Origin of the sequence: Robertkochia marina (assembly GCF_004799345.1) — a bacterium.
Lineage (GTDB): Bacteria > Bacteroidota > Bacteroidia > Flavobacteriales > Flavobacteriaceae > Robertkochia > Robertkochia marina.
Genome location: NZ_SSMC01000002.1, coordinates 378,266 through 395,429, shown reverse-complemented (window position 1 = coordinate 395,429; position 17,164 = coordinate 378,266). Strand labels below are relative to the sequence as shown.

General features: G+C 41.6%; 19 protein-coding genes. 5 read left to right on the top strand and 14 right to left on the bottom strand.

Annotation, left to right across the window (positions count from 1 at the left end; translation table 11 throughout):
* Nucleotides 1-14: 14 nt before the first annotated feature.
* The 4 genes from E7Z59_RS08215 (at nt 15) to E7Z59_RS08200 (ending at nt 4,232) form a co-directional block, all read left to right on the top strand.
* The gene (locus E7Z59_RS08215) at nt 15-518 is read left to right on the top strand and encodes a transposase (RefSeq protein ID WP_136335838.1); all 504 of its coding nucleotides are present in this window, start codon (nt 15-17) and stop codon (nt 516-518) included.
* 640 nt (nt 519-1,158) lie between these two features.
* Nucleotides 1,159-1,623, top strand: a complete 465-nt coding sequence (locus E7Z59_RS08210; protein ID WP_136335837.1) for a BfmA/BtgA family mobilization protein — start codon at nt 1,159-1,161, stop codon at nt 1,621-1,623.
* 8 nt (nt 1,624-1,631) lie between these two features.
* Nucleotides 1,632-2,657 (top strand): MobB family relaxase, encoded by a 1,026-nt coding sequence (gene mobB / locus E7Z59_RS08205; RefSeq protein ID WP_136335836.1) that lies wholly within the window; start codon nt 1,632-1,634, stop codon nt 2,655-2,657.
* 300 nt (nt 2,658-2,957) lie between these two features.
* Nucleotides 2,958-4,232, top strand: a complete 1,275-nt coding sequence (locus E7Z59_RS08200; RefSeq protein ID WP_168731261.1) for a type IV secretory system conjugative DNA transfer family protein — start codon at nt 2,958-2,960, stop codon at nt 4,230-4,232.
* On the opposite strand, the gene E7Z59_RS08195 is transcribed toward E7Z59_RS08200, so the two are convergent.
* Nucleotides 4,197-4,472 carry a hypothetical protein gene (locus tag E7Z59_RS08195; RefSeq protein WP_136335834.1) on the bottom strand — a complete coding sequence of 92 codons (276 nt, stop codon included), beginning with the start codon at nt 4,470-4,472 and terminating at the stop codon, nt 4,197-4,199. The genes E7Z59_RS08200 and E7Z59_RS08195 overlap by 36 nt on opposite strands.
* A gap of 147 nt (nt 4,473-4,619) precedes the next feature.
* On the opposite strand from E7Z59_RS08195, the gene E7Z59_RS15410 reads away from it, so the two are divergent.
* The gene (locus tag E7Z59_RS15410) at nt 4,620-5,255 is read left to right on the top strand and encodes a phospholipase D-like domain-containing protein (protein ID WP_242015656.1); all 636 of its coding nucleotides are present in this window, start codon (nt 4,620-4,622) and stop codon (nt 5,253-5,255) included.
* Here the strand turns inward: E7Z59_RS15410 and E7Z59_RS08185 are convergent.
* From E7Z59_RS08185 to E7Z59_RS08125, 13 genes are all read right to left on the bottom strand, one after another.
* The gene (locus tag E7Z59_RS08185) at nt 5,252-6,028 is read right to left on the bottom strand and encodes a DUF4138 domain-containing protein (protein ID WP_136335833.1); all 777 of its coding nucleotides are present in this window, start codon (nt 6,026-6,028) and stop codon (nt 5,252-5,254) included. The two genes, E7Z59_RS15410 and E7Z59_RS08185, sit on opposite strands and share 4 nt — an antisense overlap.
* A complete protein-coding gene (gene traM / locus E7Z59_RS08180) occupies nt 6,025-6,867 on the bottom strand; it encodes a conjugative transposon protein TraM (protein ID WP_136335832.1) in 843 nt (280 codons plus the stop codon). Before traM ends, E7Z59_RS08185 begins: the two co-directional genes overlap by 4 nt.
* Entirely contained in the window at nt 6,848-7,471 is a 624-nt protein-coding gene (locus E7Z59_RS08175) for a VirB8/TrbF family protein (RefSeq protein WP_136335831.1), read from the bottom strand. Before E7Z59_RS08175 ends, traM begins: the two co-directional genes overlap by 20 nt.
* Before the next feature lie 10 nt (nt 7,472-7,481).
* On the bottom strand, nt 7,482-8,306 hold the full coding sequence (locus E7Z59_RS08170; RefSeq protein ID WP_136335830.1) for a hypothetical protein: 825 nt from the start codon (nt 8,304-8,306) through the stop codon (nt 7,482-7,484).
* Nucleotides 8,303-8,872, bottom strand: a complete 570-nt coding sequence (locus E7Z59_RS08165) for a conjugal transfer protein (RefSeq protein WP_136335829.1) — start codon at nt 8,870-8,872, stop codon at nt 8,303-8,305. The genes E7Z59_RS08170 and E7Z59_RS08165 overlap by 4 nt, the downstream gene beginning before the upstream one ends.
* Nucleotides 8,869-11,292: a TraG family conjugative transposon ATPase gene (locus tag E7Z59_RS08160; protein WP_136335828.1), complete on the bottom strand. Its 2,424-nt coding sequence runs from the start codon at nt 11,290-11,292 to the stop codon at nt 8,869-8,871. The genes E7Z59_RS08165 and E7Z59_RS08160 overlap by 4 nt, the downstream gene beginning before the upstream one ends.
* Nucleotides 11,293-11,556: 264 nt before the next feature.
* Nucleotides 11,557-11,844: a hypothetical protein gene (locus E7Z59_RS08155; RefSeq protein WP_136335827.1), complete on the bottom strand. Its 288-nt coding sequence runs from the start codon at nt 11,842-11,844 to the stop codon at nt 11,557-11,559.
* 134 nt (nt 11,845-11,978) lie between these two features.
* On the bottom strand, nt 11,979-13,097 hold the full coding sequence (locus E7Z59_RS08150; RefSeq protein WP_136335826.1) for a hypothetical protein: 1,119 nt from the start codon (nt 13,095-13,097) through the stop codon (nt 11,979-11,981).
* A gap of 7 nt (nt 13,098-13,104) precedes the next feature.
* Nucleotides 13,105-13,779, bottom strand: coding sequence for a P-loop NTPase family protein (locus E7Z59_RS08145; protein ID WP_136335825.1), 675 nt, complete (start codon nt 13,777-13,779; stop codon nt 13,105-13,107).
* A 2-nt stretch (nt 13,780-13,781) separates the two neighbouring features.
* A complete protein-coding gene (locus E7Z59_RS08140) occupies nt 13,782-14,219 on the bottom strand; it encodes a hypothetical protein (protein ID WP_136335824.1) in 438 nt (145 codons plus the stop codon).
* A 5-nt stretch (nt 14,220-14,224) separates the two neighbouring features.
* Entirely contained in the window at nt 14,225-14,497 is a 273-nt protein-coding gene (locus tag E7Z59_RS08135; protein WP_136335823.1) for a helix-turn-helix domain-containing protein, read from the bottom strand.
* Between the two features lie 141 nt (nt 14,498-14,638).
* Nucleotides 14,639-15,481 (bottom strand): RteC domain-containing protein, encoded by an 843-nt coding sequence (locus E7Z59_RS08130; RefSeq protein WP_136335822.1) that lies wholly within the window; start codon nt 15,479-15,481, stop codon nt 14,639-14,641.
* A 194-nt stretch (nt 15,482-15,675) separates the two neighbouring features.
* On the bottom strand, nt 15,676-17,154 hold the full coding sequence (locus tag E7Z59_RS08125; RefSeq protein ID WP_136335821.1) for a nicotinate phosphoribosyltransferase: 1,479 nt from the start codon (nt 17,152-17,154) through the stop codon (nt 15,676-15,678).
* Nucleotides 17,155-17,164 lie beyond the last annotated feature (10 nt).

The following is a 17,164-nucleotide window of genomic DNA, read 5'->3' as shown; positions in this document are numbered from 1 at the left end:
AACAGCGCCTTGCTATGTTAAACAAGCAGATCGCCCAGGTGGAAAAGGAAATGCAAGAGCTTATGGAAACGGATCCAGAGTTTATGCAGAAAATGGATTACCTGATTAGTATTCCCGGGATCTCCCTTGTAGCGGCAGCTACAGTGATTGGGGAGACCTTAGGCTTTAAAGATATCACCAGTGCCATACCACTCGCCAGCCATTTAGGCTATGATGCGGTCTTACGCGAGTCGGGAACCATGAAAGGGAAATCGAAGATCAGTAAGAAGGGAAACCACCATATCCGAGCGGTACTTCATATGCCATCCATGACGGCGGTGCGATGCAACCCGACTCTGAAACCTTTTTACCAACGCCTTAGATCCACTAAATCCACGCCCATTATTGGGCAGGTTGCCACTCAGGGAAAACTACTGTTGCTCATGTACGCCCTTGAAAAAGTGAAGCCTATTACGTTGCAATTCATCATAAAAAAAAACAGCAAGCCAAAAGAACTTGCTGCGCAGGATAGTTATTAACCGAGATTAATACTTCCTATATTCTTTGGTAAAAATACTTGTTTTATAACTTGTTTATAGAATAATGTTCATCACATGTACAAACATATAGTATAAAATCTAATTTTTTAATATTAAGATTCCAAAGTGTACTCCCCATCCCTCTCCCTTTTCATTGAAGGAATTAATTTTTCAATTATTGTGACTGCATAAACCGGTCGATCTCTCCCTATTTATAAGTCACTTTATAATTGAAAAATTATTGGTTCTCCATGAAAAGGGAACAGCGACGGCTCTATAGGAAGTATAGTGATCTCTCCTTCTTCATAAAGTTATGATGAACTTTCATAGTTTTTCAAAAAAAGGAAAACGCTCCGGATATAAAAAGTATAGAGGTTTTGATTACAGGATAATTAAGGATTCCTTTCTTCTGTTATAAATACTTCAAAAAAGATTGTCCCGATTGTTAAAATACACGCAATTCCACTCCTGCATTACAGATAAATAAAAACTTGATAAAGGAATAGCAAGAGGGCAACGCGCTGAAGCTCGTTGCTTTTATCAATAATTCCTTTAACATCAAGTATAACAAGGGGTTCTGGAAGATCAACTTTATCCATGCTCCATCCCGATTACATAAAAAATATTCAATTGGTTTTACATGAATACTTACGCTAACATTAGAGCCTACAAAGACATTATTGATCAATTCAGAGACTTTGCCAAGCACCAAGGATTAATGCAGTCTCAAGCCTTAAAATTTCTCCTTGATCACTATCATGAAAGCGAGGATCAACAACCGGAAGTAATCTCAAACGACCATCCTATTGTTCAACGTATCGAAGAAACCATATCCATTATTCGAAACATTGAGAAAAATCAAACCAAACCTATCCTGGCCCTGTTACAATTGTTGTTTGAAGAACAACCACAAAACCGACCTCCATCAAAGCACCAAGATTCAAATGAGCTTTCAGAACTGGAAAATCACTGTAAGCTTTTGCACCATCAAATTCAGGATCTGGTCCGAAAGATCGAACCGGTCTCTCCCCCATTTTCGAAAAGCTATTTCCGTATTCAACTTTCAGATACCGAATACGAAAAACTACTAAACACCTTTAATTAGTTTAAATCATGTATGTCACCATAACTCCACAAAAACTTGGGTCTACCTATCACAATTCAGTCGCTGACCTGGTAGCCTATCTGGAAAAAGAGAATGACACCGATCCAACTTCGAAATATAATTTCTTTTTTGATCAGTCCCGGGATATTGTCTCAGCAGAACAAGTCATCCAGGCTATCGATCACAATACGGCTAAACTAAGAAGGAATACTCCCAGGTTCTTTTCCTTGGTCATCAGTCCAAGTAAGCGGGAATTAGAACACATTAAAGCCTCCCCCGAACACATGCAAAAGTATACCAGGGAGCTCATGAAGATCTACGCAAATAATTTCAACCGCAACATTGATGGTCACCCGGTTACTGAGAAGGATCTGTTTTATTTTGCCAAAATTGAATTTCAGCGCACCTTCAAAGAATTTGACTGGCAGGTAAAAGAAAATGCTACCTATATAAAACAGATCGCCCAGCTAAATAACCAAATCACCCAACTGGCAGAATCATCAAGTATCAATAAACTGCAAAAACAAAAAGATGCCATCTTTGAACAGATCCCGCATAAGTTGAACGGTGAACCGATCATCCCCGGAATGCATAAACCAGGAGACCAGATTCATGTACATGTTATTGTCAGTAGGAAAGACCGTAGTAACCGGTACAGCCTCTCCCCTGGCAGTTCCTATAAATCTTCAGAAACTATTCTTAACCATAAGAAAATAGCCCGGGGATTCAATCGAAATGAATTCTATCAGCATGCTGAAACCCTTTTTGACAAGACATTCCAGTATAACCGTAACCCCGCAGAATCCTTTCAACTTCGGAAGGACATTATAAAATCTCCTGTCATAGTATATAAGCAACTTGCTTCACTCCCTCCAGATGAAAGACAGCTGGCGTTTCGAATATTAAGGGAAAGCTCAACTCAGATCTTGTCTCCTTTGCTTAGCACTTCTCAGACTAAATTGGCTATGCAAGCCTTTAAAAGGATTCAAAAGGCTTTAGAATTAAGTATCAAATCAAGCTCTATAGGATATTAAAATCATATGCAATTGAGTCTATTTTTCATCGTGCATTTTGTGCTGATTTTCTTATTTCTCCTTGGATTAAGAATCAGTCGTTTCTCCTTTGTTTGGAATATTTCTGTACTCCTTTTTGCTTGTGCCTTTGTGGCATTTTTTATCACAAATGGCCCTCCAATATCAGTCCTTACTTGGATCCTCTCCCCTGGCCTCATGATCCAGGCCTTAATCCTGGGATGGTTTTCCATCAACCCTTCCAACCGTAAAAAACATGATCATCCTTACTCAGTCTCGCTAAAAGGTGAAAATTCCACCTGGATGATCGATAATCTAAGAAAAGGGATCTCTATTATCGGTGCTGCAGGGAGTGGTAAAACGGAAAGCTTGATTCACCCCCTAATGATGCATCTGGCCTCCCACAACTTTTCGGGGGTGATCTATGATTATAAAAATTTTGAACTCACTGAACTAGCCTACCCAGTTTTTAAAACCAATGACCTCCCCTTCTATATTATTTCTTTCGATCGCTTCTATAACCGCGTGAATCCTATTGCTCCAAAATACATGAGAGATGAGGAATCGGTAAATGAATTTTCCAGGGTGCTTATCGAAAATCTCATGGAGTTAAAAGAATCCGGGGCTGAGGGTTCCTCAAAGTTCTTCCAGGATGCCGCGGAAGGATTACTGGCCGGACTTATTTGGATGTTCAAACAAAAGGATCCCGATACCTGCAACCTTCCCGCGTTGATCGACTTTTTTATTGCGAATCGAAGTGAGCAACTCGCTGAATTCATAAATCAGGATTCCATAGCCCGTGGAATGGCTTCTGCCTTTTTAAATGGACTCGAATCTGAACGGCAAACCGCTGGGGTGCTCAGTACCCTGGCCAACGGACTTAAAAAGATCAATACCCAAAGAATCAGAAAGGTGATCTCTCAAGATGAAGTTCCCCTGGAATGTAACCATCCTATAAACCCGGGGGTCATTTGCCTGGTGAATAACCCTAAATTCGAATCCGCGTACAGCCCCATCATATCTGCCATTCTCCATGTGATCATGAAGCAGATGAGCGTACGCCATCGCAGACCTTCTTTTTTGCTCATGGAAGAAGCACCAACCTTGCGACTGCTTAATATGCATCGGATCCCTGCTACAATGCGTTCCTACAACATCGCAACCATCTATGTCCTCCAGGATAAGGTACAAAACGATGTCCTGTATGGAGAAAAAATGAGCCGGGCCATCTTAGCCAACCTTTCTTATCAATTCTTTGGGAAAGCCAACGATCCGGAAACCGCCAAATACTACGAGCAATTCCTGGAACTTATAAAAACGAAAACACGAAGCGTGAGTAAAGGCATGAACCTGAGTTTTGATACCCGGATCACCTCCAGCGAAAAGGAAGTACATAAGATCCGTGCCAACCAATTCTTTAAACTGCAAACCGGCCAGTTTATAGCAAGCTCTGATGCCAGGAGTCAGCTACTGTCCTTTCCAAATAAGAATCTACACCGATCCCTCCCCATCCTTAAAAAAGAAGATCTGCTTTTGGAAAGACTAGCGATGGAGTCCAATGCTATTCATAAGTCCTAAGGCCTGAAAACAGAAATCTCTGTATAATTCAGAAGCAATCAATGCATTGCCTTTGACATGTACCTGCTCCAATTCCAGGTACAAGGCTTTCAACACCAACCATTGTTTTTCAAATTGCCCCTTTGAAATAGTACCATCTCCAAATTTTTCATAATAGGATTTGAATTTTGCTAAAAGCAATAGGCAGTGATCAAACTGATGATCCACCCCTGCTGAAGTTGCTGTAGGTTGAATTTCCATATGTAGAATAATTTCTATAAATATAAACAAGTAATCCGAAAACCAATCCCTTAATTATTAATTCTTTATCATCATTTGCCGTAGTTCACAGGGTAAAAATCTGCCATAATTTTCGTAAATTATAGGGTTGATTTATACTCATTAATCATGTTTACTAACCGTGTTGAATGCGATATTTATGTTGGAAAAGGAGCCGGAAACAAGCTCCTGAATGATCTGCGTCATGCGGAGAAATCCATTAAAATTGTTTCCCCTTTTATCTCTCCAAAAATGCTAGAAGTACTTAAAGAACTTCACCAAAAAGGAGTGCAAATTTCCCTGATCAGTCAAAGGCCGGAATCGAAAGAAACCTCCAGGTTACACCAATTATTTTATCCCATATTGACGCCTTCATCAAACGCTTTCTTCCCTGGGTATGCTTCAAAATATGTTGGATGGTTCATCGTGCTCATTTCTATGGTCCTGTTATTTGTGTTATATCAAATAGAAAAGCCATCCTTAATAGTTCCTGTGCTTTTAGTACTTCTGTCCACTTTCTCACTATTTAGGTGGAAATCCATCCCATCCCAAAGATTCATTTTCCCGACCAAGCTCTGGAGTCCTAACAGCCGCAACAGATTGCATACCAAATTCTATATCATCGATAACAAAATTGCCTACCTGGGTTCCCTGAATTTTACTCGCTCGGGAATCTATAACAATCATGAATCCCGGGTCCGAACGATCGACTCAAAAGTTATCCAATCCCTGAACCAGGAATTCGAACATTTGATGCAGTCTTAGATCTTAAGATTTCGGTATCCATTTTTTTCCCTAAGATAAAATCGTAATCGTGCCTTCCCTCCGATTCCAATTCTTCGGTAAGCGATCACAAACCGCTGTGTAGTCTGGGGCAATACCACTTTAGGGGTGTGGAAATGATAGACTTCTTCTAAGTTTAATTCCTGGAAGGACCTTCCTGCCCGATCCTTTCCATGTTCAATAATAGTGTTTACGGATTCAACCTCGTAGAGGTCTTTACTGCTATTATCAATTTCAAAAGCCACAAACAATTCCTTCTCCACATATAGAATATCCAAGACCGTGAAAGCGATCCCGCTTTGCTTTTTTGATTTTTGGAGTGTGTGTGCTTTTTGTAATACATACGCCCCAGCCTTTTCATAGTGTACAGAATCCACCTTGGGCACCTTTTCTTCCAAATCTACTCCACTCTCCTTCCCTATAGCCATACTATCAGTAATAAAATAATTGGTTCGGGATAGTTCCTCCCGGTACTTCAACAAATAGGAATACACCCTGCCATCGTTGGTGATCACCAGAAGATTACTCTCCGGGGCCTTTCGCCCTTGAAGAATTCCAAAATATTGAGGGGTTTGTTCATTGTAGGAGAATTGGAAATCCTCAGAACCGGTGGTGGCTTGACGAATCGGACTCGGGAAAAACATAGCCACCTTCTTTTGCTCATTTACTGCGATAACCTGCAACTCCTGTCCATGGAGTCCCATGATCGAAATAATCAAGTTTACAGCCATCGCAGCTATTAGTTGTATTCTCATAACTTCGGTTTTAAAATGAATTCAAATTGATCGTAAAGTAGCACCGCCCCTCCCGGATTTCTTTGCCTAAAAAGATTCCCAATCCTGGGCACTAGAGGTACCCCGGGAATCTGAATTTCTGTACTGACTTCCCGGGCCATACCATCAGTTATCTTTTGTTGCTTTGTAGTGCGAACATAAATTCCCTTTTCATGATCCTGGGAATCATAAGCTATCCACCGCTGTCCATCATCCATCAAAACTTCCACATGAACTCTACTGCCATTCACCTTACAAATTCCATAAACCATTTGAGGAAACGCTTTGTCACCTTGCCCCCAGCGATCTATTGAAATAGAAAGTTTCAGTCTGGACCCTGAACGAATTTTTTGAGTGGAGTATACCATCGCTTTAAGCACAGTGGTTCTAGTATCCTGAATAAATATGCTTGTGAAAATTCCTTCATTTTTCTTAAATGGTCTAGGTTCTTCAGTATCCTTTACCGGTAAATCCGACACATCCCTAATCGTTTCTCTTTGGGTGATTGCTCTCAATTCCGAATAATCCATTTGAAGCAGCGTATCCTGAACTATACGGAGTTCCGGAGTAGCTACGATACTATCGCTTTCCCACGGATAGATCTCTGGAAGGACGAGCTCTCGCTCCTCTTTAATCTGATCAATCGCCTCCAAACGATCCTTAAATTGAGAGTCATGACTGGTAGACATCGGAATCTCCGGAGATCGTAATGGGTCGTTCGCTTCCTCCGAATGTAAAACGGAAATGCCATAACCGATAATAAATATTAGGACGCTCGCAACGATAGAGAGATAGATCAGTTTATTCCTGGACAATTTCATTAGGGATCTTTTTTAAGGATTGTTCGTAATAATTGGTAATCAAGAGACCATGAGGATTATTGGGAAAGTCTCTTTCGACATTCCGCAGTTCTCCAGTGGCTACCAGTCGATAGTGATCCACCGAAGTTCCTCGTGCCACCTGAAAAATAACCTCCGTGATAAATGTGGGGTTTCTTTGCTCCTCACTCAACTCGATGGAAACACTTTTTACTTGATGGATCAAAGCATATTGTAAAATACGATTGTACACCCCATCTGATTTCTTCTGCTGATACAGTTCATCCACGCTTCGATCTGCCAGCCAGAGCGCCTTGGAAAGATTTTTCTGCATACTGGCCGGTTCCAGTCCATAAAACAACTCTATGAACGTTTGTATATGGGCGCGAACCTCTACCTCCAACTGCTCACTTGTCGAACTCCAACGGATGGGAAGAACCCCCCCGGCAGGGTCAATGACATAAGACTTATGGCGGAGCTCCTGTTGTGTTTTAAAATGAAACCATAAGGATAGCCCACTGATAAGCCCGGATATCACTAATGCAGTCAGTGTAACCAACCGGTGAAGGGCCAGGGTATCGTAGATTTTGAATAAGGTGCTTTTCATAGCCTTTATCTTAGTTGGTGAACATTCGAAGGGTGAATGAAGTAGCTTTGCGATAGAGTTTAAATTTGAGTAGTACCATAAAACTGACCACTCCTAATTCAATAACCGGTGCCATCAAATTATCTTCAGGTACCGAGCCCGTGAGCTCACTCCAAAAGTTCTGGTTAGCTTCTGTGAAAAGGCCATTGATGAAGACGTTTACCAAAAAAAATGACGGTACCAGCATATATATGGCGATATAGAGCCGGAAAAAATTATAACCCATCGTTCTGAATTTCTCAAACACCGAAAGGCTGATGATCAATGGGAAAAACACCTGCATCAATCCCAGGATAAAGAACCGTTCTGCCAGGAATAAAGGATAGATGATCAGATCCAGTAACCATAAAAACACGCTTAATATAAAGGCTACAATTCTCATGGGGTAAAAAGGGGTGGTAATGTACTCGTAAATGGTAGAGAGGGCCTTGGTACCCAAATCCGACCAATGGACATCTTGGCTCAGATCAAAGCCCTGGAGTTGCAATGGAACCAAATCCGGAGCCACCTGCCTGTATTGGTTTTCAATGGCAACCAATACCCTATCCAATTGAAAAAGGATCTCATGGGAAAAGATGACCAGAAGTACAACCGCCAAATTCTTTATAAGATCTGCCGGAGTAAGCCCCCAGGTGACCTCTTTGGTATTGGCTGTACCCTCCACATACTTTTTTATTAGATTGATCAAAAATAGGAGAACTGCTAACACCTTAACCCCGATAAGCGTATACCGGGAAAGATCCGAGTCTTGTAGCGTTTTAAAAACCGCGTCTACATATTCCAGGTTCAGCGTCATTGTCCTCCAAGATTATCGACAGCTCTTGCCACCATTTTCCTGAAATCGACCATAGCCCTATAGCGGCCCATTTGAGTTTTACAAATAGCCCTCGATTCTTCCATGCGCTTCCTTCGTTGCTCCAATAGATCAATACGGTCCTTATCAGTCATTTTAAAATGATCATTCCGGAGCAGTTGCCGGATCATATCCAAGTCATCCATGGAGGAAGCCATAGTCTTCTCCAGAGATTCGGATAACTCCCGGAGTTCATCATTTGCCAGAAGGTTACTGCCTCCCAATTGGTTGAAATCCCCTTGGATCTCCACATATAAGATTTTATGATCCTCGATGATCTCCCCTATGAGCTTTAAATCCCGGATGACCCCGTTTACTTGTTCCAATCGCTGCTTTTGCTGCTTAAGGAAGTTCACAGTTTGAATCAATTGGGAGGTTTGTTTTCCGGACTCTAAGAGTTGTTTTCCAAGGGTGAGGAAATTGGTGTTGTCATATACCGGCATACCTTGTGCCCCTAGCCGAAAGGAAAAAAGTAATACCCCGATCAACAGAAATATATATAACTTCATACCCCTAAGTTTTTTTGATCTACAAATTTTACAATGGCTGCTTCCATAGCGCCGAGCTCTTGGTATAGCATCATTAACTCATGATATTCCGGGCCATCCGTGAGATAAGCCGCATAGGCTTCCGGGGCAACCTCCAGCCGGTATACATTGCTGTGTTTCCCCACTTTTATAAATACCTCTGTATACCTTCTGTCTCCAACAAATCGATTGGTCAGCGACTGTAGTTGTTCCAGATCATGAGAGGATAAATGAAACCGTTCTTTAAAGGGAGCGTAACCCTTTTCGTTTCTTAAAGCATAGATCACCTGGGTATTGTCAATTATACTATTGGAAAGATGATTTTCGGGGAGTTGACTGATGGATTGTAAAATGACACCCACAGCCGCATTTTGTTTTCGTATCGCCTGATAATAATAGGCCACTTGCTGCAAGACATTCGGAAATTGTAATTGCTTCGCGAATTCATCGAATAGGATCAAACCCCGCTTGGACCGGTCCGCCCATATATACCGATGAATGGTAGTTCTGATCAGGGTAAGCATGACAGATAAAAGCTCCTGGTGATCCCGGATCTCATCCAGTTCAAAAATGATGATCCTTTTCTGGCTTATGTCATGAGTACTGCCATTGCTTTCCTTAAAAAGAAATCCATATAAACCATCTCCCACATACTCTGACAACACAAATGAAAGCTCGTCAAAATCAAAATGATCAGAAGCATCTCCCTTGCTCATTAATCTATCCTTATAGCCTTTTAAAAAGTGTAAGTAACCCTCTAAAGAGTGTTTTGAAACCTCCTCCCGGTAATAAACCACCAAACTGTTTTTCAGGGCAACCTTTTCAACACGCTTTAAAGCTGCTCCCGGAGCGTATAACTCATGAAGAAAATGCACCAGATCCTCAATCTTATCTGAGGTAACGGCAACGCCTGGATCCAGATAAAACGGATTGATTCCCAGTCCTTTTCCATATTCATATTTAATGATCTGATGATCGTCAGGATATAAGGCTCCAAATTTTTGATAAGACCCTCCCAGGTCGATGATGATCAGGCGTACTTCCTGCTCATAAAACTGTCGCAGCATGTGATTGGCCAGAAAACTTTTACCCTCTCCTGTAGGAGCTAAAACAGCAAAATTACGGGCCTTGATGCTTTTATTTTTGCGATCCCATACATCCTTCAATACAGGAATGTCCTGATGGCGATCAGTAAACCAAATACCCTCCGTATCGCTTTTATACCTCCCGGTTTGTATCCATAAACACAACGCCTGGGCAAGATGACTTACATAGTGATCTTCGTCCTGGAATGCCCCGGGGAGTCCAAAATAATTGGCTTTAAAATACCGGTGCAATTCCGGGCCCATGGGATAATGAGGGGTTATATCCAGTTCTTTCATTTTGGTATTGATCAATTGACTGATCTGCCGCAGGGTCTGGCGATCTTCTCCATAATAAAGGATACTTAGCTGTCCCCTTACCATGCGAATGGTTTCGTCTTCCTCCAGTATTTCCAAATACTTTTCAATTCGCCTCAGGTTGACCCTGTTTTCTGAACCAAAATGCATACTCTTTTTTAGTTCCATCCTTCTTTTATTGAGCAATGCCCTCCACTGTGGTGTGCTTTCCAAAACAATGCGTTGGCAAACCACATGATCAAAAGCAATATCCAAACCCAACCCATCCAGGGATCCTTCAAATAATTGGAAACGGTCGTTGGAATACCTGGGGTGTATCCGGACATTCGAAACTGAAGTTCCTAAGGCTTTTTCATGATTTACCGAAACCAATCCTACCTGTTTTTCTCCTGCCTGAATGCCCGCAGCATGGAACACGATGTCCGTGGTATAATCATTCTGAAAAGCATTCCAGTAGGCCATTGAAAGCTTCCTGATCTCCGCTTCTTTTAATGGGAAAATATCGATCAGCGATTGATTTTTTAGGTAATGAACCACCTCCTGGGCCTTCTGTTTGTATTGCTCTAAGGTCGTCAGCGCAACCTTTTTCTGCGAAGCAAATGATTTATTAAAAGGGGCAGTCATTGTATGCTCAGATGCTGTAAACTCTATGGGAAAACACAAAAACAAAATGCTTTGATGTTCCAGGTAGTCACGGTCTCTAAAGTGTTTATCGGTGGCCTTTTGGAGAAAAGATGCCTTCGATATTGAAGGTTCCTGATAGGACTTTCTCTTGTAATGATCCTGTTTTAAAACAATGGTTTGATCCGGTAAATTTTTAAAGGCTTGGAGCCAAATACCATGCAAGGCATCAAATTCCTTTTCACCCAGAGAATAGATCTCAGGTAGTTGCAATTTATAAGCGAAAACCCAATATCCGTCACCTGTTAGCATAACATGGTTTTCCACCTCTATGCCGGGTGGAAATAAAGCTTTAGAATATGATGTAGTGCTATATACCATAACCCCATGGATATTTACCGGTGATCAGGAAATCGTTCGCATACCGCCTCCGAATAGCTTGTAATAATCTTTTATGTAAAAGCAAACCCAGATAGGTTAGAGCATTGATCCCAAACAGCGCGATCACCAGGGAAAATCGAAACGAAAAGATTATCACCAATAATGAAAAAACCACCCCGAACATAAAAATTGAAAAATACACCAACTCCAATCCTAAAATGGTCGCTGATTTCCTGATGTGGTGATATGGCCGATAGCGTTTCATTATACCGTAATACTGATCAGGTACGTAAAAATTCCAACGACCGCTCCGGCAATTAGAACAAAGACCAGTACCCGGGTAATTCCCTTTTTGAGATCGGAGTTCTCTCCAAAAAAGTGCCCTGCATTGAATAAAAAACCGATCAGGAAGATCACTCCCAACAGGATAGGAAAAATGGCCCTTACCGTATTGGCAATATCATTCACGGAATTTTCTATACCTCCGATCTGGGCCCAAAGCCTGGGCTGGTAAATAATCCCTAAAAGGATGATGAACAATACTCTTTTCATGATTGCTGGTATGTATAGGTGAAACTAATCCTGCTGATGCAGTCTCTATGTAATGTGAACTGATTTTTAACATTTGAGCACTCCATCTTTGAATGATTTGCAATGAAATCTGATTTTCCTTGAAATTCTTTTGGTTATAAACCCAGGTCCACCCATAAGGCCGGATGTTCACTGGCAGATTCTGCAGTAGACTTCAGGGTAGGGTAACAATTCCAATGGCCCGATTTTCCGGGATACATCCCCTTTTTGGATAATCCACAGGATTTGACCCTGCCATAGAGTTCAGGAGAGAGCAGGATAAAATCCTTCTGTTGCAGGGCGATGCCTTGTTTTCTCAACTCCATGCGCATATAGGATGGCTCTGCATCCAGATCGATCGACTTGACAAACTTAGGGTGCTTGGCAATAGAGGTTAGTGTCGTTTTTCGAAGCAGAGGCTCCAGGGAATGACAAAATCCGGGTGCAGCAAGACAACCGGCTACTACCACATGGGTCTTCTCCTCTGATAGTAGCTTTTTATACAATTTGGCCACGAACAGAGCCTGCTGAAACCTACGCATATCCGAGGCTTCCTTATCATCCGTGTCTTCATCAAAAAACACATGAAGTAGGATAAAAGAAAATCCCTGGTCGGTAACCACCCGAATCTTTTGCACATCCTTGCCAAATAATCCCTTCCCCTGATGATCCTTACAAGCCCTGTAAGTGGTGATCGAAGTGATGGTATATCCAGGCCGCACAGCAACGCCCATACCCTTGCCAAGATCCTCATTGCTGTCCAGAGAAAACCCATCCTGGTATTTTAAAAGTGGTAATTGCGTTTTCAAAAAATCCCTGAAACTGCCTTGGGATTCTACCTCCTGAAGTAACAATACATCTCCCTGCAGCTCCTGGATCACATTGGATTTATGTAAAATGCATTTTTGATGTATAGGGGTTGTCCTCACCTTCACCCAACCATTCCAATCGTTATGATACCCGGCCTTAGGCAGAAAATGAGCCGAATGATTTCGAAAATACAACTCCCCGGAACGGTTTCGCATCAATACTTCCGGATGCCTGGATACCTCCTCCAGATTTAACAGTAGTGAGATCTCCTGCATTCGTTCAAAATCGATATCCTTTCGCGACTTTTTGGCAATCAGTTCATCGAGCTCCGTCATGAGTTCCCTTGTGGATGGTTTTGTTTGGGAGGCTGTCAGGGTGCTATCCCGGTGATATAGATTCTGGATGTTAAAAGATACTATTCTCATGATGCAGTTATTTTCGTTTATCAGTGGCTTGAGCCGAAAAGCTGAGTAGGTTGAACATTTCCCGCATGCGGGAGCGAACACGAGATCCATATCGTTCTTCCAGCTCCTGGGCATTTAAATTGGTGGTGATGTGAGTGGGCTTATGGTATTTTTTAAATAGCTCGTATCGGGATATAAGGATTTCCCCCATGACATTACAATCGCGACCGTAATACCTGCCCATAGGTTCTACCCCCAGGTCATCAAAACAGTAAAAACCCCCATTGCCATAATCTTCGATCACCTTATGGGCCAGGTGGGAAAATGCAAATACAAGGTTTCTAGCCGGAATGATCTCATACGACTTTCTGTGAGGGACCAGGTCTCGCATTAGGGACATCAAAGCCGTTTTCCCAGAACCCACAGGGCCGGTGAGTAAGATTCCCTTTTTAATATTCAGATCTAACTTCTTGCAGGAAGCCTCATCCTGAATGAAATAATTCACCAAAGCGTAAAGGATCCGGTGGTCATCAGGAAGGATCTGAAAATTATTTCCGAAGCGCTCCTGGCCCTTGGCTTGCAAAAATTTCAGGATTACCTGAAAATCATAGAGCAAAATGCCTCGTTTCATTTTGGCAATCTCATAAGGAATGCCGCCAACGTAAAGCGTGCCTATCGGGGTATTTTTTTTTGAAGTTTCCATGATCAAAGTGGCTCGTTGTAATCCTTGTTGTTTTTGATTTTTAAAGCATCTAAAAAATCTTTTTTATTAAATTTTTTGTTTAAAGGTTTACTATGTTTATATAATGGCTCGTTTACCTGTCCCACTTTTGGGACAACTAAACGAGCCATTTGATCCAGGGGTAAAATGGAAATTTCACTCGCCTTATGTGGAGAGTTTGATGGGTAATATGCTATTAACCTGAAGCTTTCCAATTCCTTGAGAATTTTATGATATGTAGACTTCGATTTTATTTTTGATTGTTTCATCATTTCATCGCGATATACCGGAAATCGTTCTGCGAATCGGTGCGTATTCCAGGCGAAAAAAAGGCTTAGGTAAAGACTTATATGCCCGGGTTTAAATTCCTCCTTTCCATAAACCAAGGCGCCGAAATTGTTCAGATGCCTTATGTAGTTCATATGGCTTAGGCTTCCAGTTCTTTACCTTCTAAAATTTCCGTGATCTTCAATGCATCGTAGTAGATAGACCCTCCAAGCTTGGTATACGGGATCTCCCCTTTAACCCGGAGGGACTGCAGGGTACCTGGACTGATTTTCATGAGTTGCATCACTTCTGCAGATTTCATCCAACGCTTGTTGTTATGGTTAAAGTGATTGCGAATTAAGAGTTCAAGTTTTTCAAAAAGTTCCTCCTTGAATTTTTCCAGATCGGCTTTGGTAATTACGTCTAATGTCATCGCTTGAATATTTTAAAGTGAATTGTTCCCTTTTATTTGGGTTCACTTCAAAATTGTTCAATCCGTTACGAAGGTTTTCATGACCTTTCGAATATTCGAGATTTTTATACCGAATTTGTGTTGAAACAAATAGGTATTCACTTATATACCATCCGCACGTTCCAAACCCAAATTCAACTGATAGCGCAGCTCGTCCAGGAATTTGGTACGGGTTTTTTTCCTCCCCCGGATCTCCCCATAGACTTTGTATATATCACTGAGTTCAACTCCAAAAAGTCGTTGAAACACGCGTGCTACCTCTTGAATGTCGTGCTTTCCATGGTTCAGGATCTTGGAATGATGTAAGGCATAGATCAATTCGATAAGGGCTACTTTGGAACCGGTCCATTGCAATTGTGGAAGACCAAAATCAGGTCCCTCATCCAATGTGGGTTCTTTGGGATGATCCAGATCAAATAATACCTTTTCGAAGTATTTATACAGTTTTGGTAACGCCAGTAATTTTGCATGAGTATGATCATAAGGTGTACTAAAACAATGGTACCGGTAATGTTCCATGGAACTGATCTCCATCTCCCGATTGTTTTTTCTCAAAAAGTACACCGCATCCAGGTCGCTACCATTACTCTGAATGTAATTCCAGAATTGTTTGTGCTCTCGGTAAAATCCATGTAACTCATTGATCTTTTCCTGAATGAATTTCCGATAGACCCTGTTTAGGCATACCTCGGAAAATTCTTCAGCATACAAAACCTGCTTATAATAGATCCAATAGGCATAGGGCTCCGGTTTGATCTGTTTGAAAAATTGGATCTCCTGAGACTCATTTTTAAAAGGATGTTTTAAGATCTCATCATGCATGCCATGCAGCGTTTTAGTACTCAGATCCAATCCAAAAGTGGCACGTTTGAACAGGTTGGGATGATCGTATTTCAGATCGGTGAGTTCCAATCGAAAATCCTGAAGTAATTCTACTAAATCCATAATAACAGGTATTTAAAACCCAAGCACTTATGGAAAAATCTTTTGTAAGAATTGAGATTATATTCTATTCAAAAGGTGTGCCAAAAAACTATCGGAATGAATTATAATTACAATATATACAGTATTTATGTATTTTATACGCAAACAAAAAGCCCTCCGATGGGAAGGCTTTCACAATGTATACAGGTAAGACTTTAAACCACTGCCACCGATGGTTCCAATTGCGTTTTGATTCGCATACGAATATCACTTAAAGTCTGATCAAGAAGTAACTTTCCATCCCGGAAAACCTCTTTTAATTCTCCACCCCGTTCCTCCTCCCAGGTCACTTGATCCTTTAACCTGAAAACGCCGTTGACCATTTCAATTTTGATCAAGCCTCGGGCTGACTTTTTCGTACCGTCATCTGTCACGGGGTCCTTATAGATTTCTCGTGAGGTTCCATTCACTTCCCCATAAGTGGCCTTCATGGCAAATCCAAATGTATCTCGGGTATTGTACTGATAGGTGAAAGACCCGATTCCCAGAACAACATTGGTAGAGGCAAAACCAAGTTCCTTCAGCCGCTCACAAATCCGTATGGCCCGCTCCAAGTTTATACTGTCTCCATAAATAGCACCAATATGAGAATCCAATTCTTTATAACCTTTCGAATTTGTAATACCTCCAAATACATCCCACAATAACTGGATCACCCCTGCTCTTTCTTCCGGCGTTTTACCTTCAGGATCACCGCAGATGATCTTTACCGGGTCCCCGCTGTCAGGTCTAATGACCAGCTTACCATCCCTGGCCAATACCTCATTCTTTAAACCTGGCAAATACTCGGTTAATACCTTCCAAAGGTCCCAGGTATCCGAGACAATGGATACAATTCCTTTGGGATAAACTTCGGTAATTAGCCGTTTGAACGTGTTGAATTCTCCATGATTTGTTCCCATACTCATTACCGAATGTTCCGTTGCGGCTACAGATCCCCCAACAAGTTCCTTATCACTATCCGCTTGATAGTAGCATTCTAAAAAGTCAATACTGGGGATCGTGTCGGTTCCGGTAAAACTTAACAGGTGTCCCGCTCCACTAATCATAGCACCTTCCAGACCTCCAATACCACGCATGGAAAAATCATGTCCCTGCCAGTCGACGAACTCCATGGTCGAACTAGTCTCTAAGGCATACCGGTTCAAAACCTTCCTGTATTCCCTGGCTATGGTAGCAGAATTACATGGCAGCCATACTGTTGTAGATAACAAAGTCTCAAAATAATTCGTAAGCCAAAAAAATTCCGGAAGCGTATTGTACATGGTGAACATGGGTACTCGTACCGGTACGGCAGCCCCCTCCGGTAATGCTTTAAAGACCATGGGGATATACCCAAGTTCATGTAATGCCTCTATATGATCCTTCCCCACTGAATGCTCTCCAAGGTAATTATTGATCCTTCGTACATATTGACTAACCACTTCCTCCTTGGGTTTAGAGAAAAAATGATTCCGAAAATCTTCCAAAACATACTTTTTAAGAAAGTATTGCAATCCGAAAAATACCACTTCATCGACTCCCTCAATGCGACTTTTTCTAGGCGTCCAATTGGAATAGACAAGAGTAGTATTTGGGGGGTACTGACGTCTGTGGTCAACCTTGTAACCATCTGTTAATAGTAATGGATTCATAATGTTTGGT

What these genes read in the sequence shown, in the direction of transcription:
- E7Z59_RS08165 (WP_136335829.1), bottom strand. Translation starts at nt 8,872, where the DNA reads ATGAAGTTATATATATTTCTGTTGATCGGGGTATTACTTTTTTCCTTT.
- E7Z59_RS15410 (WP_242015656.1), top strand. Translation starts at nt 4,620, where the DNA reads ATGTTTACTAACCGTGTTGAATGCGATATTTATGTTGGAAAAGGAGCC.
- E7Z59_RS08150 (WP_136335826.1), bottom strand. Translation starts at nt 13,097, where the DNA reads ATGAGAATAGTATCTTTTAACATCCAGAATCTATATCACCGGGATAGC.
- E7Z59_RS08185 (WP_136335833.1), bottom strand. Translation starts at nt 6,028, where the DNA reads ATGAGAATACAACTAATAGCTGCGATGGCTGTAAACTTGATTATTTCG.
- E7Z59_RS08125 (WP_136335821.1), bottom strand. Translation starts at nt 17,154, where the DNA reads ATGAATCCATTACTATTAACAGATGGTTACAAGGTTGACCACAGACGT.
- E7Z59_RS08175 (WP_136335831.1), bottom strand. Translation starts at nt 7,471, where the DNA reads ATGAAAAGCACCTTATTCAAAATCTACGATACCCTGGCCCTTCACCGG.
- E7Z59_RS08170 (WP_136335830.1), bottom strand. Translation starts at nt 8,306, where the DNA reads ATGACGCTGAACCTGGAATATGTAGACGCGGTTTTTAAAACGCTACAA.
- E7Z59_RS08160 (WP_136335828.1), bottom strand. Translation starts at nt 11,292, where the DNA reads ATGGTATATAGCACTACATCATATTCTAAAGCTTTATTTCCACCCGGC.
- E7Z59_RS08130 (WP_136335822.1), bottom strand. Translation starts at nt 15,481, where the DNA reads ATGGATTTAGTAGAATTACTTCAGGATTTTCGATTGGAACTCACCGAT.
- E7Z59_RS08140 (WP_136335824.1), bottom strand. Translation starts at nt 14,219, where the DNA reads ATGAACTACATAAGGCATCTGAACAATTTCGGCGCCTTGGTTTATGGA.
- E7Z59_RS08210 (WP_136335837.1), top strand. Translation starts at nt 1,159, where the DNA reads ATGAATACTTACGCTAACATTAGAGCCTACAAAGACATTATTGATCAA.
- traM (WP_136335832.1), bottom strand. Translation starts at nt 6,867, where the DNA reads ATGAAATTGTCCAGGAATAAACTGATCTATCTCTCTATCGTTGCGAGC.
- E7Z59_RS08145 (WP_136335825.1), bottom strand. Translation starts at nt 13,779, where the DNA reads ATGGAAACTTCAAAAAAAAATACCCCGATAGGCACGCTTTACGTTGGC.
- E7Z59_RS08215 (WP_136335838.1), top strand. Translation starts at nt 15, where the DNA reads ATGTTAAACAAGCAGATCGCCCAGGTGGAAAAGGAAATGCAAGAGCTT.
- E7Z59_RS08195 (WP_136335834.1), bottom strand. Translation starts at nt 4,472, where the DNA reads ATGGAAATTCAACCTACAGCAACTTCAGCAGGGGTGGATCATCAGTTT.
- E7Z59_RS08200 (WP_168731261.1), top strand. Translation starts at nt 2,958, where the DNA reads ATGATCGATAATCTAAGAAAAGGGATCTCTATTATCGGTGCTGCAGGG.
- E7Z59_RS08155 (WP_136335827.1), bottom strand. Translation starts at nt 11,844, where the DNA reads ATGAAAAGAGTATTGTTCATCATCCTTTTAGGGATTATTTACCAGCCC.
- E7Z59_RS08135 (WP_136335823.1), bottom strand. Translation starts at nt 14,497, where the DNA reads ATGACATTAGACGTAATTACCAAAGCCGATCTGGAAAAATTCAAGGAG.
- mobB (WP_136335836.1), top strand. Translation starts at nt 1,632, where the DNA reads ATGTATGTCACCATAACTCCACAAAAACTTGGGTCTACCTATCACAAT.